At 33.9% G+C, this 25,913-nt stretch carries 14 protein-coding genes and 1 other RNA gene; 2 read left to right on the top strand and 13 right to left on the bottom strand.

Going from position 1 to position 25,913, the window contains the following annotated elements:
- Positions 1–11: 11 nt before the first annotated feature.
- The 4 genes from fsa to ffs all read right to left on the bottom strand — a co-directional run bounded on the left by fsa (position 12) and on the right by ffs (position 2,230).
- On the bottom strand, positions 12–665 hold the full coding sequence (gene fsa / locus FEF17_RS11395; protein ID WP_139002520.1) for a fructose-6-phosphate aldolase: 654 nt from the start codon (positions 663–665) through the stop codon (positions 12–14).
- Positions 666–773: 108 nt separating this feature from the next.
- The gene (locus FEF17_RS11390) at positions 774–1,202 is read right to left on the bottom strand and encodes an Ig domain-containing protein (protein ID WP_139002519.1); all 429 of its coding nucleotides are present in this window, start codon (positions 1,200–1,202) and stop codon (positions 774–776) included.
- A 49-nt stretch (positions 1,203–1,251) separates the two neighbouring features.
- Positions 1,252–2,055 (bottom strand): SDR family oxidoreductase, encoded by an 804-nt coding sequence (locus FEF17_RS11385; RefSeq protein WP_139002518.1) that lies wholly within the window; start codon positions 2,053–2,055, stop codon positions 1,252–1,254.
- 76 nt (positions 2,056–2,131) lie between these two features.
- Positions 2,132–2,230, bottom strand: an RNA gene (gene ffs, locus FEF17_RS11380) — signal recognition particle sRNA small type.
- 87 nt (positions 2,231–2,317) lie between these two features.
- Here ffs and FEF17_RS11375 point away from each other — a divergent pair.
- Positions 2,318–3,352, top strand: coding sequence for a glutaminyl-peptide cyclotransferase (locus FEF17_RS11375; RefSeq protein WP_139002517.1), 1,035 nt, complete (start codon positions 2,318–2,320; stop codon positions 3,350–3,352).
- A gap of 20 nt (positions 3,353–3,372) precedes the next feature.
- On the opposite strand, the gene FEF17_RS11370 is transcribed toward FEF17_RS11375, so the two are convergent.
- The 8 genes from FEF17_RS11370 to mnmE form a co-directional block, all read right to left on the bottom strand.
- Entirely contained in the window at positions 3,373–4,353 is a 981-nt protein-coding gene (locus FEF17_RS11370) for a PorP/SprF family type IX secretion system membrane protein (RefSeq protein WP_139002516.1), read from the bottom strand.
- A 26-nt stretch (positions 4,354–4,379) separates the two neighbouring features.
- Entirely contained in the window at positions 4,380–14,099 is a 9,720-nt protein-coding gene (locus tag FEF17_RS11365) for a T9SS type B sorting domain-containing protein (RefSeq protein ID WP_139002515.1), read from the bottom strand.
- Positions 14,100–14,557: 458 nt separating this feature from the next.
- Positions 14,558–17,002, bottom strand: a complete 2,445-nt coding sequence (locus FEF17_RS11360; RefSeq protein WP_139002514.1) for a PorP/SprF family type IX secretion system membrane protein — start codon at positions 17,000–17,002, stop codon at positions 14,558–14,560.
- A gap of 1 nt (position 17,003) precedes the next feature.
- Positions 17,004–18,440 (bottom strand): T9SS type B sorting domain-containing protein, encoded by a 1,437-nt coding sequence (locus FEF17_RS11355; RefSeq protein ID WP_139002513.1) that lies wholly within the window; start codon positions 18,438–18,440, stop codon positions 17,004–17,006.
- A 102-nt stretch (positions 18,441–18,542) separates the two neighbouring features.
- Positions 18,543–19,856, bottom strand: coding sequence for a hypothetical protein (locus FEF17_RS11350; protein WP_139002512.1), 1,314 nt, complete (start codon positions 19,854–19,856; stop codon positions 18,543–18,545).
- 171 nt (positions 19,857–20,027) lie between these two features.
- Complete coding sequence (locus tag FEF17_RS11345; RefSeq protein ID WP_139002511.1) at positions 20,028–20,474, bottom strand: hypothetical protein; 447 nt, start codon at positions 20,472–20,474, stop codon at positions 20,028–20,030.
- A gap of 324 nt (positions 20,475–20,798) precedes the next feature.
- Complete coding sequence (locus tag FEF17_RS11340; protein ID WP_139002510.1) at positions 20,799–22,313, bottom strand: sugar porter family MFS transporter; 1,515 nt, start codon at positions 22,311–22,313, stop codon at positions 20,799–20,801.
- 167 nt (positions 22,314–22,480) lie between these two features.
- Positions 22,481–23,869, bottom strand: coding sequence for a tRNA uridine-5-carboxymethylaminomethyl(34) synthesis GTPase MnmE (gene mnmE / locus FEF17_RS11335; protein WP_139002509.1), 1,389 nt, complete (start codon positions 23,867–23,869; stop codon positions 22,481–22,483).
- A gap of 40 nt (positions 23,870–23,909) precedes the next feature.
- On the opposite strand from mnmE, the gene FEF17_RS11330 reads away from it, so the two are divergent.
- Positions 23,910–25,043: a TlpA disulfide reductase family protein gene (locus tag FEF17_RS11330; protein WP_139002508.1), complete on the top strand. Its 1,134-nt coding sequence runs from the start codon at positions 23,910–23,912 to the stop codon at positions 25,041–25,043.
- Here FEF17_RS11330 and FEF17_RS11325 read toward each other — a convergent pair.
- Positions 25,032–25,865, bottom strand: a complete 834-nt coding sequence (locus FEF17_RS11325) for a CvfB family protein (RefSeq protein WP_139002507.1) — start codon at positions 25,863–25,865, stop codon at positions 25,032–25,034. The two genes, FEF17_RS11330 and FEF17_RS11325, sit on opposite strands and share 12 nt — an antisense overlap.
- Between the last annotated feature and the right edge of the window lie 48 nt (positions 25,866–25,913).

The following is a 25,913-nucleotide window of genomic DNA, read 5'->3' as shown; positions in this document are numbered from 1 at the left end:
TCATTTCAGTATTAATTACCCTTTTTGTAATCTGCCAAAAACTTTGCTAAACCTATATCTGTTAAAGGATGCTTCAATAAACCTTCGATAGAACTAAGTGGTCCTGTCATAACATCGGCTCCTAATTTTGCACAATCAATAACATGCATAGTATGTCTTACAGAGGCTGCTAATATTTCTGTATCAAAAGCATAATTATCGTAAATGTGCCTTATTTCAGCAATTAAGTTTAAACCATCTGTTGAAATGTCATCTAATCTACCTATAAAGGGAGATACATAGGTTGCTCCTGCCTTAGCTGCTAACAAAGCCTGACCAGGAGAGAATACTAAAGTTACATTTGTTTTTACACCTTTTTCAGAAAAATATTTACAAGCTTTTACACCATCTTTAATCATCGGCAATTTTACAACTATTTGTTTATGAAGTTCTGCAAGTGCCTCACCTTCTCTAATCATGCCATTAAAATCTGTAGCAATAACTTCGGCACTTACATCACCATCAACTATATTACAAATGTCTACATAATGCTTTAAGATATTATCATGCCCAGTAATGCCTTCTTTGGCCATTAAAGATGGATTGGTAGTTACTCCATCTAAAACACCAAGGTCTTGTGCTTCTTTTATTTGATCCAGATTAGCTGTGTCTATAAAAAACTTCATTCTAACAAATTATTTTTAGTTGATTAAATTTTATTGGCGAATTTACAATAATAAGATTGTCGTTAAATTAAATTATATCAAAATATATTAACAACTTACAAAGAGATTTTATTGAACTACCAATCTATACCTCTGTAAAGTAGTATCGTCACACAAGCCGTCGCAATCGTTTAGTTGATTTTCACATTCCTCGTAGTAATCGTTAGCTTGTTCAACACTTAAACGAATGGTAAAATTATAAATCCCAGTTTCTAAAGGTGTTCCTTCTATAATCACGCTTCTGTAATCAATAAAAAATTCCAAACCTCGTGGTAAATCTCCATCAATAGAGAAATAGTAATAATAACTATTATCTCGTGGTTCATTTTTTATATCTGCCCTTATTTCGTCAAAATAAAAATTATCGACTAAAGCTGTAACAAGTCTTTTGTCGTCCAATCTGGGATGTCTATTTATAACGCATTCCAAAATATCTTGGCAACTTGTTACAAAACTAAAAGAAAGAAGTAATAGAATAATTGATAAAGGACGTATCATGATTTGTTGATTTTTGAATCATCAATATCAAATAACGTACCAAGTATTTTTAGAGCTTGTAATGATTCATCAAAAGCTTCTCGTAAATTTTATCTGGAAGCAATCTTTTTAGAACAATTGAGAATTTTTGCATAAACTCACCAACTTTATAATGCACTTTTGGATTCTTTGCATTTATTATTTTAAATAAACGGAGTGCCATTAATTCCGGATTGCTACCTTTATCAACGTGTTCATTCATTAATTTTAGGGTATTGCTATAGGGCTGTTTATAAGGCGAATCATCCAATAGTGGCGCATGATAACGTCCTGATGCAATATTAGTAGCAAAATCACCCGGAGCGATATTAACCATCTTGATATTAAAATGTTTTATTTCCATTCTAAAAGCCTCGGTTAAAAGCTCGAGTGCCCCTTTACTAGCACTGTAAATACCGCGATATGGCAAACCCATGTAGCCAGCTATGGATGTAACATTTATTATTAATCCAGATTTTTGACTACGCATATGTGGCAAAACAGACTTAATAACATTGATGGGACCAAAAAAATTAGTTTCAAAATTTGCCTTTATCTCTGCATCTGGAGTTTCTTCGATAGGACCAGTAATACCCGCTCCCGCATTGTTTATTAAAACGTCCAATTTACCTTGCGTTTCAATAATTTTATTGACTGTTTTATTAATTGAATCCAAATTCTTTACATCTAGTTCCAAGATAGGGAATTTGCTGTCTGGATAATTATTTGGACTCCTGCTTGTTCCATAAACGGTATAGCCTTTATTTACTAAACATTCACCTGTTGACTTTCCAATTCCAGATGACCCGCCTGTTATTAAAACAACTTTTGACATAAAGATTATGATTACTTAATAATAGTACCAAAATACAAAATAGAAACGATAAGAAGATTTCAGTTTATTGTACAAAAAAAGGCAAGCTACCTACATCACACCGCTACAACCGTATACCTTTGCTGCGTTCCCGCCCTGGAGGATTCTACAGGAGCTGGTTGTGTAGGACTTGCCGGTTGCAAAGATACAACCTTTTAAAATTTTCACAATGATTTTTTAAACTGATTTTAAATAAATATCTTGCTCCAAAATTAACCTAAAAATGAATTTTTTTAAGTCTCTAACAATCATATTTTTATTTGGGATCTTATTTTCTTGCGGCTCGAATTCCAACAAGAAAAAAAGTAATTTCAACATTATAACTAATGCTGATAAAGGAAATATTTCTATTTCTGATACCTTAAATATCACAATAAAAAACAAACAAAATCACTCTATTGATTCTGTTTCATATTTTATTGATGGAAAAGCAATTCAAAAATCGAATAATCTAGCTGATTTTAAATTAGGAAAACAAACGATTAGAGCTGTTGTTTATTATGATGATAAAAAGGAAGAAACATCGAGTAACATTACCATTTTGAATGATTTACCACCAAAAATATACACCTATAAAATCATTAATGAATATCCACATGATATTACTTCCTACACCCAAGGTATCGAGTTTTTTAATGGAAATTTATACGAAAGTACTGGGCAGTATAAAGAATCTAAATTACGACAGGTAGATTATAAAACAGGTGAAGTTATCAAAAATATTGATTTAGCTGATGAATACTTTGGAGAAGGGCTAACTATTTTAAATGATAAAATATATCAATTGACTTGGAAAGAAAGCACTGGTTTTGTTTACGACATTAATACATTTGATAAATTAAGTAGTTTTAAATACGGTAATAGTAAGGAAGGTTGGGGATTATGTAACAACAATAACCAGATATACAAAAGCGATGGCACTGAAAAAATTTGGCTATTAAATCCAGAAACTTTGGTTGAACAAGAATACATACAAGTTTATACCAACAAAGGTAAAATAGTTGGAATTAATGAAATGGAATGGGTTAATGGAAGTATTTATGCTAACCGTTATCAAAAAGATGGGGTAGCTATTATTAACCCAAAAAATGGTGCTGTAACTGGTGTTATCGATTTTAAACCTTTAAAAGCAAAAGTCACCCAGCATCAAGGCCTAGATGTACTAAATGGTATCGCATTTAATCCTAATACAAATACGTTGTTTGTTACTGGTAAACGTTGGGATAAACTATTTGAGGTTGAAATTGTTGAGAAGTAGCTTATTTTCTTGCTTGCATATTAATATCTTACTCTAGTCTTGGTACATGGACAATTACTAATACCCCGTAAAAAGTTTAATCCAATAGTTACTACGTGGGTTCCAGAGTTATACGCAGATAATTCGTTAGTAGTAATCTGATAAGCATATCCAAAATAGAATATGGATTTATTGAATCCCACCATTGGTCCTATATTTAGTGGTTTAAAGAATTGATCGTTTAGGAAGCGGTAAGAAATACCAGCCCAAAAATAATCGTCGTTTCTTCCATACTTTCGCATTTTAAAATTAACATCGGTACTTGAACGTTTATCACTACTAAAATATTGGTAGAAAATAGAAGGCTCGTACTCAATACTATTCTTTTTAGTATCTCCAAAGGTAATACCCGAATATATTTGATAATTTAAAAGCAAATTAGGCTCTGCCACACGAATCTCCTCAACACTTTTCTCAAGAATATTATTAGCGTTAAAACTGAAAAAGAAAGCTTTGTTTCTATATAAAGCTCCAATATCGAAATTAGTGTTTGAGGTTCTTCTATCGTCTGTTACAAACGGATCTATAATCGGATTTTCAATAGTCGTATTAAAATTATGAATATCTATTTTGAAATTATTCACATTTAACGAAATACCTAAAGATAAATATTGCTCTGAAGTAACATCTAAAATAAGGTGGTGGGCAAACGAGAATTTTAAGCCTGTTTGTATGGTATTACCATTTCTATCATTATAAAAAGAAAACCCTAAACCCGATCTGTCACCTAGCCTAACATCGGCGTACACCGATTGATTATCTGGTGCGCCCTTAATGCCTACCCACTGCGTTAAACCATTGGCTCTAATTTTTAAATTATCTCCAATTCCAGCATAAGTTGGTGAAACTACAAAGTTGTTATCAGCCAAATATTGGGTGAATACAGGTAAGTTTAATTCCTGACCATAGTTGAATGATGCAACTAATAAAAGTAGGTATATGATTGGTTTTTTAAGGTTCATAATTTTAATCTTTGAGGCATTAATTTTTAGCGGTATAATGTAAAATGTCCCACAAATTCTCTATTATCTCTTTCATCGTTTAACTTAACAACATACCAGTAATCACCAGTAGGAAGCTCACGTCCGTTATATCTACCGTCCCATTTCTCACCCACTCTTAGCGTAGCGATCTTTCTTCCATATCTATCGAAAATATCAAACGTTAGGTCTCTATATTGCTCTGTACAACCTGGTCCCCAACCATCAAGATTGCCATCTCCATTAGGTGTAAAATAATTAGGTATACATACATCCACATATTCAAAATATCTTGTTGCAGTTGCAAAACAACCGTTAGAGTCTGTTACTGTAACTGTATAATCTCCAGATTCGTAAATCAAGAAGGTGTTTGTATTACCAAAAGACTCTCCGTTAAGCGTGAATTCATAATCTCCTGTTCCTCCCGACACCAATGCCACAATTTCATTTATTGCACCATCTTCTATCACTAATTGCAAAGGATCAAAAGATTGAACATCAAATGGTGGTGTTTGCTGGATGCATCCATTAGTATGTCTAACATCAATGTAATGTCCTATACCTGCTGGTATATTTATAAACACGTTACTAGGCTGGAACGGCCCTCCGTTTAATGAATAATCTAACTGAGATAGATCTGTATTACTGGCATCAACAGTTACTATTACTGTATTACTTGAGATGTTATTTGTACAGCCAAATACAACCTCAGCAGTTGGATTTATAATAACAGATTCTGGGAAAGTAATATTCCATTCGGACTCGCAACCTAAAGCATCACGCACATAAACAATATGATCTCCTCCAATTAGATTGGTAAAATCAAACTGTGTTTGTGTTGCTGTTCCAGTTGTATAAGTACCGTTAATATCATCCAGACTTACGCTGTATGGCATATTACCTCCAGAAATATCAATACTAAATTCACCATTCATATCACCATCACAAACTTCAGGTAAAATAGAATTTGGAACTATGATGATTGATACTGGAATTGGGTCAATCAAAGTTTCAGTAAAAGTTACATAACAACCTAATTCATCTTGAACTATTATTTCGTAAGTACCAGGAGCAAGATTATCGAAAATGTTCTCTTCAAAAAACTGATCTAAGCGTGGTGAAATTGCATATTTAATAATACCTGTTCCTCCTGTTGCAGTTATTTCAATAATACCATCATCACCTCCTGCGCAAGTTACTGGAGTAACGGTGTGGGTTTCACTTAAAGGTGCTGTAGGCTCAGTTATTGTTACTTGTGACGAAACCTCAAGACAATCCCCACTTTCTACTTGAACTTGGTAAGTACCTATTGGTAAATCTGTAAAAACACCTGGGCTATTTTGTGTAGCGCCTACAATATCATTACCAGAACTATCTTGTAATGTGTAAAAATAATTTCCTAATCCACCTTCTGCTTCAGCAATGATAACACCAGTACTATCTCCAGCACAATTTACCGTTGCATTTGTTGTATCTAAAGTAACCATTAAAGCAGGAAGCGGATCGATAGTTATTTCATTTGAAACTGTAACTATACAACCGTTAGCGTCTCTTACATAATATGAGTAAGAACCAGGTGTTACGCTAAACGTAATATTAGTTGTAAACACACCTAAAACACTTGTGAAAGTTGAAATATCACTATACTCAAAAGATCCTGTTCCACCTGAAGCACTTAATGTTAATGTGGCATCGTTGGTACAAGTTTGTGATGTTGCCAAAACTAAATTAACATCTATTTGCGTTGGCTCGTTTATAGTTACATTAGCTGTGGTAAATTGACAATTATAGCCGTCGTTAATAGAAACATTATAAGTCCCAGTACCTAAACCTGTAAATACATTAGATGTCTGAGGTCCAGAAGAACTTGTTGTTGGAGCAACCCTATTAAGCGTATACGTATAATTTGACCCTTGCCCTCCTGTTACGTTGCTTATCGTTATGGTCGCATTATTATCCCCAAAACAATTTAACATGGTTGGCGTTGCAGCAATGTTAGCCGTAATTGGTGGTGGTGTGTTTAAAACAATAGTATCTGATACTATACAACCTCGAGCATCTCTTACAAAAACGGTATATGAACCTGCTGATAAATTTGTAAACGAACCATTTGATGAAAAAGCTACAGATGCTGTTCCTGATAAGGCATACTCATAAGTTCCCCATCCTCCTGCAGCAACTGCTGTTATTGTACCTTGATTATTATCGCAGCTAACATTAGATGTTTCAGTAATCGTAAGGTCTAATGGTTCAGTTGGTGAATCTATAGTGATGGAATTCGAAGTGACTGTACAAAACGGGCTTGTAGTCTCAGTAACCTCAACATAGTAATTTCCTCCAGATAAACCTGAAACTACCAAAGGATTGGTTGACGTGTTTCCTGTCATTGGACCTACAATTAGAGTTCCCGAACTATTGAATACATTATAAGTATATGATCCCGAATATCCGCTAATGTTGATTTCTAAAGCACCATCTAAATCTCCAAAACATGTAACCGCATTGGTCGCAGTAGCAACAACATCAATAATATCAAAAGGCAATACAGCAAATGGTGCCGTTGTTGCGGTACATCCAGTATCAATATCGTTCACTTGGAAATAATAATCTCCAGGACTGGTAATGGCAAATATATTTGAGGTTTGTGGGGTTCCACTTGGTAACATTTGATAACTAAAGTTCCCCGAACCTCCAGTAACCGTTATAGAAACTGTACCCGTTCCATTACAATCAATTGGGTTACCTATTACTACCGAAGTTGCAGTTATTGCTGGTAATGGATTAATTGTAACTGTATTAGTTGCTATACAACCATTAGAGTCTCTTACATAAATATCTATATTTTGAACACTTCCGTTGTCAATAATATCGAATAGGTTTGATGCAAAATAATTTACACCATCTATACTATAACCAAATGGAGCTGTACCTCCAGTTTCTGTTATAGTAAGCGTTGAGGTATCAACCGAATTATTTGGCGCACAAGCAAAATCTGTTGCGACTCCAGAAGCAGTTAAAAGTGTTGGCTCACCAACAATAACATCTTCAGTTGTAAAACAACCTCTTCCTGAATTCACTTGCACTGTATAAGTTCCAGCAGCAAGTCCTGTAAAAATATTAGATGCTTGAGGCACTACTACTATAGGAGCTGTTATTTCATAGGTATACGATGGATTATCATTTCCAGCTGATAAACTAACTGTTATAATTCCATCTGTTCCTCCGTTACATATTGCATCGGTCCCAGCTGCAGTGAATGTTACAGGTGTTGCAGCATCTAATTCAATATTAGCATCATTAGTACATAAAGTTGTAGTATCTGTGATTCTAACTGTATAATTTCCTGCTGATAGTCCAGAGAATACATTTAAAGCCTGTGGAGCAACTAATATAGGCGCAATAATTTCATAAGTATATACTCCGGAGCCTCCAAACCCAGTAACTGTAATTTCTCCATCATTATCTGGACATGTTGGCAATGCGGTTACTATAGGTGTTAAATTTAAAGGAGGATAAATCGTAATTGTATCTGTGGCGGTACAACCATTACCATCTCTAATAGTCACAGTATATGTCCCGTCTGAAGACACTATAAACGTTGGGCTAGATTGAAAATTCACACCATCAACACTATATGATACAGGTGCTATCTCAGCACCTCCAGGTGTTGCCGTAAAGGTATACGAACTACCATTAGAAGTACATTGATCGTCTGCCAATATCGGTAAAGTAACAACTGGTAATGGATCAGATGAGATAGTTACATCCAAAGGTGTACTTATATCACACCCGTTCATGTCTCTTACATATACATCCCAATCTGTATTTACAGCAATATCCAAAATTGCTAAATTATTGGGAGTCCAATCTCCTCCACTAGGTATAACACCATCTTCAACAAAAGCATATTCGTATGGAGGTGTTCCTCCGCTTCCGTTAACTACAACCTGGGCATCTTGATTACAGTTAGCATTGGTATTAACCACTTGTGCAAGTAATAACTCTGTTGGTTGGGTTATTTGGAAGTTTATAAGGGCCGTACACTGCGTTGAGGTAATATCCGTTTCAGTAACCAACAAATAGTAATCTCCGGGTGGTAAATTTGTCACCGAATCATTATAGTCAGTTCCTGTTAAACCAGTAGCATTTCCTGTAATTCCTGTAGTGGTATTCGTTAAATTATTAAATACCTCCCACGAAAGTGCATTACCATTATAACTTGAAATAGTAAAAGCGAAAGTACCGTCATCAAGGCCTGGAATTTCATAGCATGTTATGTCAGTTGATGTACCAGTTACCGAAATGGTTGAAGGACTTACTATAGCTGGCACTTGCTCAATGTACGAACAACCTGTATTTATATCTAAAACTTCAAAAGAGTAGCTTACATCAAACTGTAAGCCCGCAAACTGATGGTTTCTTTCATTTGGTGAAACATCAGATGTTGGTAATCCATTTGGAGCAACACCATCGGTAGGATTAAATGTTGTTGTTCCATCATATATTCTTACTCTAAAAGGTCCCGTACCATTAACAATACTGATATTATAGTCAACACCCGTTAAGCAACTACCACTAGAGTTTGTTACAATATCTAATTCACTAACATCTGAAGCTACTAAATATGGTCCAAAATTATATTCACAACCGTTAGCATCAACAATTCGCAAATAATAATTTCCAAAATTTAAATCGTTGAAGGTCACATTCGTACTCGCTGTAGGTCCAGATGGATTAGCAGAACTTGTAGAAGCTGCATTACCTGAACTATCCAATAAAGTATAGGTATAATCTGGTATTCCTCCAGATACATTTAAAATTTGAATAGCACCAAGTACATTACCAGCACCACTACAGGTTATTGGAATAATTATTTCTGTACCCAATATAACCGTTAATGGCTCATTAATAGTGGCTACACCATTAAATTCACACGAATTACTATCTCTTACCGTATAATTATAATTTCCAGAAGCTAAACCGTTATATACCGTTTGCGATGTATATGCTGAACCATTAAAACTTATTTGATAAGGCGGTAGACCTAAAGTTTCATCGACGTCAATAACTGCTACTCCACTACTATCACCGTTACAGAAAACATCAGTAGTTGTTACTGTTGCAGATGGATTAGTAATAGGTTGAATAGCGACTATATTTGTTATTGTGTTACAGCCTAAGGCATCAGTAATTCGATATTGATAATCTCCTACTTGAGCACTACTGTAAGTATATGGTGGATTTGTAGTAGATGTAAAAGCACCACCATTATAGGATACTTCGTAAGTATAAGGTGCTGTTCCTCCAGAAACTGTAATATTAATTACAGCGTCTGGTGATGTTGTACAATCCAATCCTTTTGTTAAAGTTGCCGTAGCCGTTAATTGATCAGCAATAGTTTGGCTTGGTACATTATAAATACAACCAAACGCATCTCTTACTGTTATGAAATAATTTCCAGGTGTTAGGTTAGCAAAAGTATTACTTGATCCATATGGCCCACCATTTATATTATATTCGTATGGTGCTACACCTCCAGTGGCATTCACAACTAAAGTGGCTCCATTCGTGCCATCATAACAATAATCTGATGATGCATCAATTGTTGCAGTTGGATTAGTTGGCGCATTTAAGGTGAATGTTGTATTCTCCATACATCCATTTGAATCTGTAACAACCGCTGTATAAGTTCCTGTTTGTGTAAGATTAGTAAATGTGCTATTCCCTTGAGGTCCAATAACAGTGGTATCTGGTTGCGTAATTTCATAGGTATATCCTCCCCAACCTCCAGTGGTATTAATAGTTACACTACCATTTGCATTACAGGCAATTGGTGTAACGGTTGTCGAAATATTTAATGCTGAAGGTGGTCCATTAACAGTAACTGTTTCAGTAGCTGAACAATTTGTCACATTGTCGCTTATTACGATTGTATAATCTCCGGCTAATAATCCTGTTAAATTTATTATTGAAGTCCCAGATGTAGAAGAACCTCCGTTAATGGTATAATTGAAGTTTGCAGTTCCTAAAACTGTGAATCTTGCGGAACCATCTGAAGCTCCTAAACAACTAACATCATTCAATACTTGACCCACAATGGTTAGTGCTGGTAAAGCATCAATAGTATATGATTCAACATAAGTACAGTCATTAGCATCTCTAACTTGAAATGTGTACGTACCTGGAGCCAAACCAGTAAAGACGTTTGATGATTGATAAGCCGCAGCTGATCCTGATGGAGCAATTATTTGATATTCCAACGGAGCTGTACCTCCAGTACTTGTTAAGGTAACATCAGATGTATTTGAAGGACAAGTTAATGATGAACTACTAAAATCTAAATCTGTTGGTGGATCTAAAGAATCTATTGTTATTGGTGCTAAGATTGAAGAACAATCGTTAACATCTCTTATGGTTACTGTATACGTTCCATCTGTTAAACCTGTAAACATCGTACCACTCTGAAATGTTACACCATCAATACTATAAGTATATGGCGCAGTTCCTCCTGTAACTCCAGATACTGAAATTTCGCCATTAGAAACACATGTATAAGGTGCCGTTAATGTGGCCGTCCCTGTTATAGGTGAGGCTGTTGTAATGATTATACTTTGAGGAGCTGTTGTACATACTGAACCATCAATAGTATACTGCACAACTACATCATAATTTCCTGCTATAAGACCTGTAAATACAGGTGAGCTTACAAAGGTTACTCCATTATCAATACTGTATTGTAAACTATTTCCGTTGGCATTTGATACGTTAATCGTAATAGACCCACTATTAGGATCATCTGAACAGAGAATATCTGTTGGTGTAACTGTAAAATCTGGAGGCAAAATTGCATCTACTGTAATAGAAGTTGTTGCAGAACAATTGTTAAAATCTAATACTGTAATATCATAAACTCCTGGTGTAGTTACTGTGTAAGTAGGTACATTTTGAGATATAGTTGTACTATTAATATAATAGTTATATGGGGGTGTTCCCCCTACAGGATAAATAGTAATTTCACCATCTGCACATGTTAATGGGGTTGTTAATCCAGCAGCAACAGTAAGCAATGGTGGCTCTACAATTGTGATGTCTTCAGTATAAGTACAGCCATCATCAGTTGTAACATTTACTGTATATAAACCAGCATTTAATGATGAAAATGTATAATCACTTGCTGTAATTGGAGCTACAGTATTTACAAGTGTTCCTCCTTCATAAATACTATAATAATATTGTGGCAGCGCATCATTTACAGCTAAACTAATACTTCCTGTTTCTCCATTACAATTGGGCTGAATTACATTAGTAGTTACAGTAAAATCTCTTTCTCTAACTAATACTTCTGGTGTTTGAAAAATACATGGATTAGTGGTTACACCAACTTGACGAATATAAACTTCGTAATAACCTGGTGCATTAACTATAAATGTATTTGATGATTGAAATGGACCATTTGGGTCTAGACTATATTCATATCCAGATGGTACTCCCCCAACAGTAACGCTACCGGGTGTTGTACATAAAATATCTTCAGCCGTAATAGTTGGTGTTAATAAATTTTGGTACACATTAAAATAGAATATACTAAAACACCCTCCTGGATAATTAATCACTACTCTAAACTCTCCAGAGGTATCTGCAATATAATCTGCCCCAGTTCCAACTTGGTTCCATGTACACGTATCGTCTTCATTAGCACAATCGTCTACTCCAACAGGAGCACAACTTGTATCATCTAATTGTTCCCAAATAATTGATACCGAATCACTTATATTGGTGTTTATGGTTCTTGTTTCGTTCCCTCCACATAAGAATATATAAGGCAACACCTTACCGTCGTTAGGACAAATAGGCAATAAATCTGCATAAGGAATTACTGGATTCGTTAATGAACTACCATAAGTTATCACATTAAATTGCTCATTAATTGAAATACAGGTAGCGGCTGTTGTATTTTGCACATAGTATGTTCCAGTGGCTGTCGCCGTGTAAGTCTGTCCTGTTCCAATAACTGGAGTACCAGTTGGACTAGTTGACCATGAATAACTATCGTAACCCGATGCAGCGACTAATTCCACACTAGAACCGCATAAAACTTCAGTTTGCTGAAAATCACAATTAGAAATATCTACTATAAAATTGGTAGATCCTGGAACGCCTAAACATTGCGTTGTAGCAAAACTTCCTTCTTCTTCAATTATTGTTGGATTTATAACACCTCTATATGTAGCAAATGCCTGATTTCTAATTTCATTAGAACAGGCCTGACTTAAATCGTAACAATTGGGAACTACTTGAATCGCTAATCGAATTACAAATGCGGGGTCTCCAACTTCTACCGAACTATCGGGAATATTGAAAATTAATTCTCTTGTTACGGGATCCCATGATTGCAATGTTGCTCCACCAGCATTGGTATAATCTATATCTGTTGCCGGATCAAAAATAATGTTATCAGGTAAAATATCTTTAAGCGTAAACTGTGTGACATTATCATTACCAACACTTTGATAAGTAATTTCATAGAATAGATTCTGGCCTAAAACCACATCATCGCCATCAATATCATTTCCAAATTCATCCAATACAATTTTTGTGAGATCGATATCTGGGGCAATAATATCTACACCAAAAGCACTCATAAAAGCGAAAATAGGGTCAGCCTGTCCTCTTGCTACCTGTAACCTGAAATCGGCTGCAGTATCACCATTACGTATAAATTCTGGTTCTGAATTAATGATTTCTAAAAGTCCTGTGTCATATCCCAATGTGTTTTCACTTTGTGGATTCCTAGGATAAACAAGACTTGGTGGATTAGGATTACCATCATAACCAAGGTTTTCTATTACAGAACCAAAGAATTTATTGGCTGATCTTAATTCTGTTGTAACTTCTTTTCCGTTTATCTCAAGTTTTGTAGCTCTTTTAGTTCGGTCGCCATCTAAAGCACCATAAGCAAATTGTAAATCTATATTTCCAGCTGGAGGTGTTTGGAAACCCGTAACATTTATGGTTTCTTGATGACCGTCAAAAATATGGCTAAAACCATCGAAAATGGTAAACGATTTTGTCCAAAGTTCAGGGTCCTCATAAATTAAAATAAGTGTCCATCCAGCAGATAATCCTGTAGAATGGTTAAATCCTTCACTTGAAGTAACATTGGCAACAGTATAGTTTCCTTCTATATCAGTTAAACTTGTAACTAAACTAGTAACATCTGCATAACAAGCATAAGGAGTGTTTCCTGGTTCACTTGCCTCTGCTGCTATCGGGCTAGCAATAGCGTCATAAACTATTTCCCCCGTGATATCTGTATACGTCGAGCTTCCAGGTAGTTGGAATTTTACTTGATTAATATCGCTTCTATCACCGCTTTGTAGTGAAGCAGCCCAATAAAGACCTGCATAAACAACTCTATAACAATCTGTCGCACTTCCATCTTCATGAGGTGGTAATTGTATTTCTGCACTACTGGAACTAAACGTTGATGCATCTGAGTCGATATCGATATATCTCATATCGACATCTTGATTATCTCTTGTTAAATCATTAAACGGTAAGTTATTCTCCCCAATAATATTATTACCTACAACTAACATACTTCCTCTTACTTCAACTTTTACTCTTTCAGTAAATGGATCGTAGGTTTGAGCAAAGCTACTAGCAGACAGTAGTAATAATAATAATAAAACAACAAGTGTTAAATTATAAAAAGTAGGTTTCTTCATGGCAATTCTATTTATTATTTCTTTATAAATTGGGGCTTAACAAAGAAATAAGAACTCTAATTTTGTTTCATTAAATTTATTTTATCATACGTATATTACTACCAAATCGACATTTCGTCGTTATTTAATGATTTTAATCGGTATAAATATCGTAATTAATTTTGTAATAAAGAAAGGAATATGTGTTTTTTATGCATTTTATCGATTTTTTTAGTCGTTTTATCTATATTATTCGCTTATAAAGTAGTCTTTAGATTACTTTTTGTATAATATTGAAGTATAAATCTATATCAAAGATTATTTTTAAAACCTTTAATTGCAGTCGGTTTAATAATTCTAAAGTCAGAATCTATGCTGCTAGGAATTGCATTGATAAGGATTCTGAAACACCTATTTTAAATAAAGAAAAGATGTCCTGAAAGTAAAGGATAAACCATTTTTAAGGGCATTTATATCTATTAGTTTTCAATTTTCACCACAGACATATTCGTATTATATGCCTGTGAGCCTTTAGACTTAAGTGCTTCATTTGCAGTATCTATATAATCAAACTTTTGATAATAAATATAGTACTTACTAGTATTCACATCAAAGAAGAAATCGATATTCGACTCACCAGCGGCTACTGCTTTTCTCAAGAATTCGTCCCTTTTAGCAACATCTCTATGAACAGCAATAACTAGATAATAACCATTATCTACATTATTAACATCCTTTAAAATTTGGATGTTACTCAATAATTCCCCAGAATCAAAATGTTCTGGTTCTAGCGGCTCATTACTAACTGGTGTGTAATCCTTAATTTGTTTTAAGGTTGCTCGATCTTTTTGATATCTCACTTGGTCATTATCGAAAGCAGCACGTTTTATGCGGCGTTTTCTTTCTATATCTGTAGCCACTTTTATTTCTTCTAGATTAGTCATTAAACTAGATCGAGTATTTATAGCTTGCAATTGTTGAGATTTTAATTCTTTTATTTTATCAGCATAAAATTTATTGGTAACATCTTGCTTATCTCTAACCGTTTTTAAGCGTTCATTATATAATGCTTCAAGCTCTTTAATATTTAAATCTCTAGCTTTAATAACATTATCCAATTTTAATTGAATTGCCGCCATTGCTGCATTTTCCGCAGAAATACTCTTAAACGCCTTAGGCGCGCTATAAATTCCTTGTTCGCTTAAATCGTTTTCTTCTTTTAAGTCATCAAGATCTTTTTGCTTCATTGCAATTTTCTCTTTTAACTGCTCTAATAAATCTTGTTGCTCAAGTCCAGAGTTACTAGTTAAAAGGGTAAGACCATTCATTTCTCTCGTTTGTCTGTCTCTAGGAGCTGGTACCATTACACCATCTAGGTCTATCATGCCAATAATTTCATCTGCAACTATCTCCGGTTGCACATTTTGAGCTTGGGCTTCTTGCTCTGCTTTTAACTTAGTCTCTTCTTCAAGCCTAATTTTTTCCTCCTCTAAAGCCTTAATCCAAGCTTCTTCTGCTAATTTAGCTTGAGCCTCCTCTTCTGCTCTAATTCTAGCAGCTTCTTCTTGTTCGCGCTTAGCTTTTGCTTCAGCTTCAGCTTTAAGCCTAGCTTCTCTTGCCAATCTTGCTCGTTCTTCTTGCGCTGCTTTCAGTTTTGCTTGTTCGTCTGCTCTTTGCTTAGCAATAGCTTCTTGTTTTGCTTTAGCTTCAGCTTCTGCTTTTAATCTTTCTTCTTCTTTGCGCTTCTCTGCTAGTATTTCAATAGCTCTTAATCGTTGTTCTTCAATTAATTCTTCATCAGTCTTTTCTGGTTCAATATCTGGAACATTATTAGCAACCGCAATTGTGTCTGTTTTTATAGCATTCTCAACTTTTTCATTTTCAACCTTTGGAACACGCTTAACTCTTGGCAAATTTTTATACTTAGCAGGTTTATTTTTGGCAAGTACTCGATTTGACTTTCTAGATGGCATAATTAGCGCTTCCTCATCGTCATCATCGCCATAATCATAGCGATACTGCTTCTTAAACTTATAGGCTAAAGTAATTTCATGAGAACTTCCAAAATCTACAAAATCACCCATAGCTTTTTCATAATTGTACTCTAAAGCAATTTGTTGAGTAATATTAAGACCTATTCCTGCAGACATTCCGTAGCGTGTATTATAACCAGCTTGAGCCCATATCCCTTTTGGGATTGTTAACATAGCAAGACCAGAAAGTATAGTATCATCTTTTTGAAATTCCGACCTAATCAACATTGAAAATTTGCTTTGATCGAAAAATCCACGAGTATTCATATATCCCGTGTACATGATATGTGCTTGAACTCCTTGTTGCGGATTGTCCTCAAGCATTTCGGAATTGGTGAAATTATAAGATGCTAAATTATTGATAGCCAGTCCAAAATCGAAGAATGCAGTTCCATAATTAATTCCAGGGCTTATCGTTAATATAGAATTAGAAGGAATATTGTTAAGTGATGGGTCTTGAAAATTTGTAATAACATTTCCTTCATTTATACCACTTGTATAAAAACCAATATTTGCACCAAAAGTTAAGTTGCTATCTCTATTTATACTAGCATTGTAAGCAAAATTTAGTAATCCTCCAAACGTGGTTAATACACCATAGTCTTGCTGAAATAAAGCAATTCCAGTACCAATATTTTCCCTAAATCTGCCAGAATAACTAAAAAGATAAGTCTGTGGTGCATTATCAAATTGCACCCATTGACGTTTATTAGTAAAACTTATGTATCTATTCTGCTCTCTTACAAAACTAAACGCTGGGTTAATGGCATATCTATTAAATTTTAAAGAGTTTCTAACGGGAAGCTCTAAAGCAACAACGCCATCCTGCTGAGAATGGGATTGTTGTAAAATACAGACAAAGAAAACTATATATAGAAAATGTTTGTACATGCTATTTTATAACCGTTATAGAACCTTTTTGTTCTTTTTTGTTTTCTGGCCTTATTATGTAATAGAAAACTGGATTTATAGATTTAAATTCCAATTGATTTTCTGGCCAATTATTTTGATAATCCTTAGTTTGTAAAACTATTTTTCCTTGCGAACTAATAATGATAACTTCAGTGTTGGTTCCAGAGACATATTCCTGAGGAATAATCCATGTGTCATTAACACTATCTCCATTAGGACTTACTATATTGGGAATTTTTGCTACCGATGGAAATGCATCAAGAATATTGAATATATGTTCACTTGAAGCTAAACATCCAGAAGTTTGTGTTACAACTACACTATAACTACCCATTTCTGATGATGTAAAGCTATTATTAATTTCTCCAGAAATTAAGATGCCATCTTTATACCAGTTAAATTCTGGATTTATAGCATCGGTGGTAACTGCTACATCCAATGTTTCTCCTTCATCTAAAAAATTATTCTCAGGAACGTCGATACTACTTGAAAATCCTTCAGCATTAAGATCGATTGTAGATGTTTCCAAACAATTACCTAAATTTATTTCTACTGAATACAGACCAGATTCATTTGTCTCATACATCTGTGTGGTCACTCCGGTAATTTCTACTCCATCTTTAAACCATTTATAACTACTGCCATTAATAGCACTTAGTCGTGTTGGTCCATCACCAGAACAATAGGGATTACCCAAACTTGAACTTATAGATGTTGTTGACCCAGATCCCGATTGACTGACGGCTACTCGGTTCGAGAAGGAGTTTGATGTACAAGAACCATAATCGGTTTCTACAAAATAAGTCCCAGATTCACTTACTTCTAAAGATTCACCAGAAGCTACAAAAACAGATGTAGTTTCGCTTGTTTCTCTAAACCAATTAAAGGACAAGTTTGGGTATTGCAGTGGCGAATTATTAGGTGGCGTACCTGGATTATCGATAGTTAGAGTATAAGTCTCACCTGCACAATAGACGGCTGTCGATATTAAATTATTAATTGTAAACGGTTCATCTTGCTCTTTATAATATGCGGGAAAAGCATCCGATCCTGTGCTAGTAGCTGCAGGAGATGTGCTTTTTATTCTAATTTTATAAGCCCCTCCAGCTATAGTAGTTGGAAACATAAAATTAAGAGTTGCAGGAGAAGCTGTAACACTACCAGCAGATGTGGTATGAATAACTTCTGCACTTGCAAAACTTCCCGTTTCATCAGACAATTCTATAATAAATTGATTGGAAGCTGTTATGCCTGTATCTGGAGAAAATGTAAATGTTACATTATAACTATTAAATGAAGGGCTTGCACATGCTTGTGTAAAACCAAGATTTGGCTTACTAATTACTATTTGAGCGTTACATACTTTAGCAAAAAATAAAAAAATAAAAATTTGAATAAATTTGGAGCTTTTCATCATATATTATTTTTTTATTGGGGCTATATTCTAAAATGTATGAATCCGATTCAGCCTAAAGGCTTTATATAAAATCTAAATATGTTCTTTTTCAAAATTAGATTCTTAATTTTCATTAATGTCGTTAGTTGCAATTATTTTATTAATCTTTAATCTAAAGTCTGGTCTTCTTTCATTTTGTACATCAATAAAAGTTTGAGAATCAACACCCTTGGAATAGACATTAAAAAAAGCACTATTACCATACCAGTTTTCTAAGTCTTCATTATTTGAATTATGCTCAACGAAAATATTTCCATTACAGTTGTTGAAATACATTTCAGAAAATTTTATTTTTTCTAAATTTTCTTGGTTAATGGTAATCTTCTCAGCTAATAAAACAGCCGGATTGAACCCAGAAATTACACTCTTGTTCATATCCAATGAAGCATTTTCACCAATGAAAATTGCCTCCTTAACTAAGCCCATTTTTATATCGTTACTTAAGTTATCGCTCAAGTTTAAGACAGTCAAATTATCGGCGTCAACAAAAGTCCCTTTTTTGCTAAAGTCCACTTCTTTATTATTACTGTAAGATAGGGCTTGAAGACATCTAGACCCATTACTACTTGAAATGTAAGGTGACCGAACTGCCAAAGAATTACTTATTACAGATTGTGTTCCATAATTGAATTTAAAATCTATTCCGTTCGATTTATATGAAACGGCCTTATTCAAATTAACACCACCTCCAATTATTTCGAAAGCATTATTAGCAGCATAACTAACCATTATATTTTCTAATATAGTTTCATTACCTACGCACGCAAGCAATAATCCACTAAAGTAATCGGTTCTCCCTATTCTTTTTCCTGCATATTCAATCCTCACATATCTAAGAATTCCAGAAGTCCCATTTGCCGTTTCACCTCCATAATTAACATAACCATAAGAAGATTGATCTAAGTCTGTATAGTAATTTGACACCGATCCATTACCAAATTTGTTCATAGGAGCGTCACCAAGCAAAATTAGTCCTCCCCAATCTCCAGCTCTTTTAACACTTCGATTGGATGTAAAAACTATTGGATCTGTTTCAGATCCATCTGCAATTATTTTTGCTCCTTTTGATATAGTCAGCGATGCTTTAGACTCGTAATCACCAATTATTACAGTTCCAGGTTCAATAGTAAGCGTTGCATCGTTAGCAACAAATACATTTCCTAAAAGTAAATATCTATATCTCTTATATAACTTGGTGTCTTCGATTATATTACCCGTTATAATTTGAGTTACTTCACCATAATCTTGTTGACTAGGTTTAAATTCTGTCCAATTATTTAGCCAGTTATTTACACCAACAATCCCTTTTTCTTGTTGCGCACAAATATTTCCTATAGCAAAAAGAAATATGAATACTATTTTTATTAAACTTTTCATGATTGAAAATTTATATTAAATCAGCTTTAAGTTGTTTACAATTATACTGTAATATTCCATGAAATACCAATTTTATCGACAAAATGCATATTTATCATAAAATTTTAACGAAATAAACTCGATTAAATGTCAAAATGATTTAAATATGCCTAGATAAATACTGGATAATTCTTAATGAAATTCACTGTATTCGTGCAGAGCCTTAAGAGTTTCTTCATAATAGAGAATAGCAGAAACCAAATTATCTGTATCGGAATAAGGTAAAATACGTTTCTGGAACTCTTGGTTAGATTCAAGGAAATTGTCAGTAGCCTCAAATTGGCCTTCTAATGCTTTTCTATTTTCACTGTCATTAGGAATTCCTAAAGTAGACATGGTTATACCAGGCTTAGTTGCGAAAGCGATATATGGCAATAACCCAACAAGACTTTCAATACGCTCTACATAAAGACCTAATAATTCTCCTTTTTGCATGCGGTCTAGATCTTCTTTACTATGGTATTTTTTAATAGCTACGTCTCCTGAAATAATGCTTTGAGGTTCCTTTTTCTTTTGTGCAAAACTAGAAACACCAAGTAATACAAAGCAGAAGCTAAGCAAGATTAATTTTGTTTTCATTACTGATAGATTTAAGGGTTTATTTAGCAAAAATATGTAATTAATCGTTAAAAACAAGCGTTTTATCGATTTTTTTATTTTTAATGAAAGAATAAATACATGATCTCAATATAAATATAGAAGATGACAAACCCCTTTTATCCTGATCATATCACAATTTATTACAAAAAACCGCTTCACAAACTGAAGCGGTTTAAGTAAATTAAGTTTTGGTTTAATAATTAATGCTCAAATGTAAAGGAGGCATTAATGAATAAAAAGTCACAGGTGTCTTAAACATAATGTAGGCGAGCTTATTTAATTAATTGCAAACTAACAGATTTACTAACCTCTAACTAATAATGCCTCAACTTCCTCCAAACTTTTTCCTTTTGTTTCAACAACGTATCTTATTACAAAGACCAAAGATAAAATTGCCATTATCGCATATATTGCAAAAGTTAATGTTGGACCAAGGTTTGTTAACTCCCATGGAAAAAATTGAGTAACCGTATAACTTACTAATGAGTTAAAGAATCCAACAACCGAAATAGCTATACCCTTTATATTTGAAGGGAATATTTCTGAAAGTAATGTCCACATAACTGGTCCTAATGAAATGGCAAACGCCGCTACGTAAAGTAAAATTGCTATAAGCACTAAGTTTGCGTTAATTGATATGAATTTTTTAACGTGATTACGTTTAAATTCATGTAACTGACTTTCGTTCAAAACGGGTCCAAGATTACTAAATAATTCCTTTTGAGAACTAAAAGATTTCCCTTGATATTCATTTAGCGCTTTCCTTATTTCACTATTCTCAATTTGGTCTATAGATACCTTACTAAAATTGTATGTGGCATTATTAAATGCTAAAGTTGCCATTGATAAAGCTATCGCCATAGTTGCAGTACCTATTATAAGAAGCGGCTTCCTGCCTAATTTATCAATAAGCCAAATAGCAACAAGTGTGAAAACTAAATTTGTTAAACCAACAACAATCGCCTGAAGAAATGATGAGTCGGTACTGCCTCCTGCCTGTTCAAAAATTGTAGGTGCGTAGTAAAATATGGCATTAATGCCTGTTATTTGCTGAAAAAAAGCAATACCAAATGCGATAATCATGATAGTGCGCATTCTGTTTTGAAAGAGCTGATAAAAAGTTCCTTTAGGCTCTTTCTTTGCTATACCTCTCTGTATTTCTGATATGGTTGCTAATGCATAATCTTCACCTCCTATTTTTGTTAAAATTCCTCGTGCAACTTCAACATGATTCAGTTTTTGAATTAACCATCTAGGGCTTCTGGGAACAATAAATAAGGCTAAAAAATAAATAAAAGCAGGAATAGCCTCTACACCAAGCATCCAACGCCAGCTATCTCCTTCAATATCTTTTAAAAAATAATTAGAAAAATACGCTATTGAAATTCCTAGAACAATATTGAGTTGATTTAGAGAAACTAAACTTCCTCTTAATTTAGGTGGTGCTATTTCAGCAATATAAATAGGAGCAATTAATATGGCTCCTCCAATTCCAACGCCTCCAATAATTCTAGCCACAACAAACTCTAAATAACCCGTTGCCAAAGCAGACCAACTCGCCGAAGCTGTAAATAAAATGGCGGTAATTATAAGAATTTTTTTTCTGCCAAATCTATCACTTAATGGTCCAGCACTAATATTTCCAGCCATAGCGCCAAAAATCACACAACCAACAGAAAAACCCAATTCCCAATCTGTCATACTAAAGTAATGTGTTATTCCTCCAACAGCACCAGAAATAACTGCACTATCAAACCCCAAAAGAAAGCCTCCTAATGCAACCACAAGACTTATGAAAATACTGTAACCTTTATTCATCTTTTAATTATTTATTTTTTAATATACTATAAATCATTCGATAAAAGCAATATGTGTTAACATCTATTAAATGAGGCTTCAATATAACAAGATATTAAATATTATTACAATAATTGTTAATTAATAGGTTGTTAGAGACTTCGTATTATGAAATTGCTAAATTTCTGTTATTTACCGATACAGAAGTTAGCAAATATGTTACCCAATAAATCGTCGTTTGTGATTTCGCCTGTAATTTCCCCAAAGTGATAAAGAGCCTGTCTGATATCTATTGCTAATAAGTCCCCAGATAGGTCAGTGTTTAAACCTTCTTTTACCTTTTGTATTTCTTTAAAAGCTTTTAGTAAAGCATCATAATGACGTGAATTGGTAACAATAGTTTCGTTATTGCGTAAAGCGCCAGTATTAATCAAATTTAAGAGTGAATTGGTTAATCCTACTACACCAAAACCTGTTTTAGCCGATAATAATTTTATCTGTGGTATTTCTGATTGCATTTGTGTAATTTGAATGTCATCAATCTGGTCTATTTTATTGGCTAGAATGATTAATGGCTTTAGTGGATATTTGTTTTTTATTTTCTCTAGCTCTATTTTAAATTTATCACTTTGTGCTTTATACTTTGTGCTATCAAATAAATAGATAACAACTTGTGATTGCTCAATTTTTTCAAAGGTTTTTTTAATACCAATACTCTCTACTACATCTTTAGTTTCACGAATGCCAGCAGTATCTATAAATCTAAAGCCAATACCACCAATAGAGATTTCATCTTCAATAGTATCTCTTGTGGTTCCTGCAATTTCCGAAACAATGGCACGTTCTTCATTTAGCAATACATTAAGCAAAGTTGATTTCCCTACATTGGGCTCACCTACAATAGCCACGGGAATTCCATTTTTAATCACGTTACCAACGGCGAACGAATCTATTAATCGTTTCAAAACAAATGTGATACGCTCAATTAATTCTTTAAATTGCGTTCTGTCTGCAAACTCCACATCTTCCTCTGCAAAGTCAAGTTCCAATTCTATCAACGAAGCAAAATTTAAAAGTTCTTCACGAAGTTTGGCAATTTCAGAAGAAAAGCCGCCACGCATTTGTTGCATAGCTATTTGATGCGACGCTTCATTGTCACTCGCTATTAAATCAGCTACAGCTTCAGCCTGAGATAAATCTAACTTACCATTTAAAAAAGCGCGCAACGTAAACTCACCAGCTGTTGCCATACGGCATCCTTTCCGAAGAAACAATTGAATAATTTCTTGTTGTATATAATTTGAGCCATGACAAGATATTTCAACGACATCTTCACCAGTATACGAATTTGGGTTTTTAAATATAGATAGCAACACTTCGTCTATAGTCTTAACACCATCAATAATATGACCCAGATGTATAGTATGTGTAGTTTGATTCTTTAGTTTTTTACCCGAAATAGATTTAAAACTACTTTCTGCTAAATCAATTGCATTTTTGCCAGACAAACGAATAATGGCAATGGCTCCTGCTCCAGAAGGTGTAGCCAAAGCTACTATGGTATCCTGATTTATCATATAGCAAAAATAATTATATTTGAGCTAAAATACTCCTGCAATGAAACAACTTATAATTTTTCTTTTTTTAGGAATCATTTTGGCTTGTCAAACCCCAAAAAGAACAGATAATTTTGTGATTGAAGCGAATGCACCTGGTATATATAATGGTATGCGTGCCTATTTAAAAGTTAAAAATGAGCGTGGACAAATGGTAAACAAGGATACCGCTATCGTAATTGATGAAAAGTTTATTTTTGAAGGCAAACGTAAAGAGCCTTCTTTAGAATACCTATTCATTAATGGAACAGAAGGATTTTTACCATTGATTGTTGAGAATGGTGATATTTCAATTTCAATTGAAAAAGACAGTTTGAATACTTCAAAAGTTTTAGGAAGTAAAAATAATGAGGTATATCAAGCATATTATTTGGCACAGAAACGACAAAATGAAAAATTGCAAAAATTGCATAATGAATACAGAATAGCGAATATAAACCAAAGTGTAGATAGACAAAATATCTTCGAAGCAATTAACCAAGCCCGAAAAAAATTAAATGATTTGTCAGTAAATCATGCTATGCAAAATAAAAGTTCTGATGTTGCAATTATCTTATTAAACGAAGCTATTAAAGTTAGAGGTGCAGAATTAGAACCCATAGAAAGTACATATTCTAGTTTGGCAGAAAATTTAAAAGCTTCACGTCAAGGACAAAACATAAGTAGTTTTATACAAACACAAAAAATGATAAGAGAAGCTGAAAAAGCAACTCAGATAGGTAGTGTTGCACCAAATTTTAGTGCTGAAACACCGAAGGGGAAAACGCTCGCCCTAAATGATATAAAAGGAAAGCTTACACTTATCGACTTTTGGGCGTCTTGGTGCGGACCTTGTAGACGAGAAAACCCAAACGTGGTAAAGGTATACAATAAATATCACGATAAAGGACTGGAAATTATTAGTGTTTCTTTAGATAGACAAGGACATAAAGATAGATGGATAAAAGCCATTAATGACGATAAAATGACGTGGCATCATATCTCTAACTTGCAGTATTGGCAAGACCCAATTGCTAAAATGTATAATGTCCGTGGGATTCCTGCGACGTTTCTTTTAGATGTTGACGGTAAAATTGTTGCGAAAAACTTAAGGGGTCCTGCGTTAGAAAATAAAGTTGCCGAATTACTGAATTAAATAAATACCATCTGGTTTTATTTCAATAAGCCGATTTTTATAAAGTGTTCCAATAGACTTCTTAAAACTTTTTTTACTCATTTGAAGTAAATCTTTTATCGTCTCAGGGTTCGACTTATCTGTAAGATTTAAATAACCGCTATTATCTGCCAACTCTGCCATAATACGATCAGCATTTGGCTCAATATTTCTATAGCCAACCTGACCTAAAGCAATATCCAACTTATTACCTTGTCGTATTTTTTTAACAACACCTTTTAGTTTATCACCAATACTTAAGTCGGTAAAAATATTGTCTTTGTAAATCAAACCTTTATGTTTCTTATTTACAATTACATTCATTCCAATATCCGAAGGATGTGACACTATTAAATCAACTTCATCAAACTGATTAACAGTTAGTTCTCTGTTATCTAAAAAACGATTTGTTTTACTCGATGCTACTAACCTATCGGTTTTTTCATCCATATAACAATACACTAAATACCAACCTCCTGGTTTCATTTTAAAAGCCTGTTCTTTAAATGGACAAAACAATTCTTTTACCAAACCCCAATCTAAAAAAGCACCATATTCTGTAACTTGATTGCAACGCAATAAAGCGAAATCGTTTAATTCAATATATGGTCTATCGGTTGTTGCAACGGGACGTTCTTCATTATCTAAATAAACAAAAACCTCCAATTTGTCCCATATTTTAAAAGTATCTGGAACATATCTATTTGGTAATAATACTTCATTATCTTCATCATCTATTAAATAGATGCCTTGTTCTGCTTCTCGAAGAATTTCTAAGGTATTATATTGACCTAATTTTATCATGCCGCAAAGGTAATATATTATAAGATGTACTGTTTAAATTTTATGTAA

This window comes from Hyunsoonleella aestuarii, from assembly GCF_006148925.1.
GTDB lineage: Bacteria > Bacteroidota > Bacteroidia > Flavobacteriales > Flavobacteriaceae > Algibacter_D > Algibacter_D aestuarii.
The sequence above is the reverse complement of the archived record's forward strand: the minus strand, read 5'-3'. Positions and strand labels throughout refer to the sequence as shown.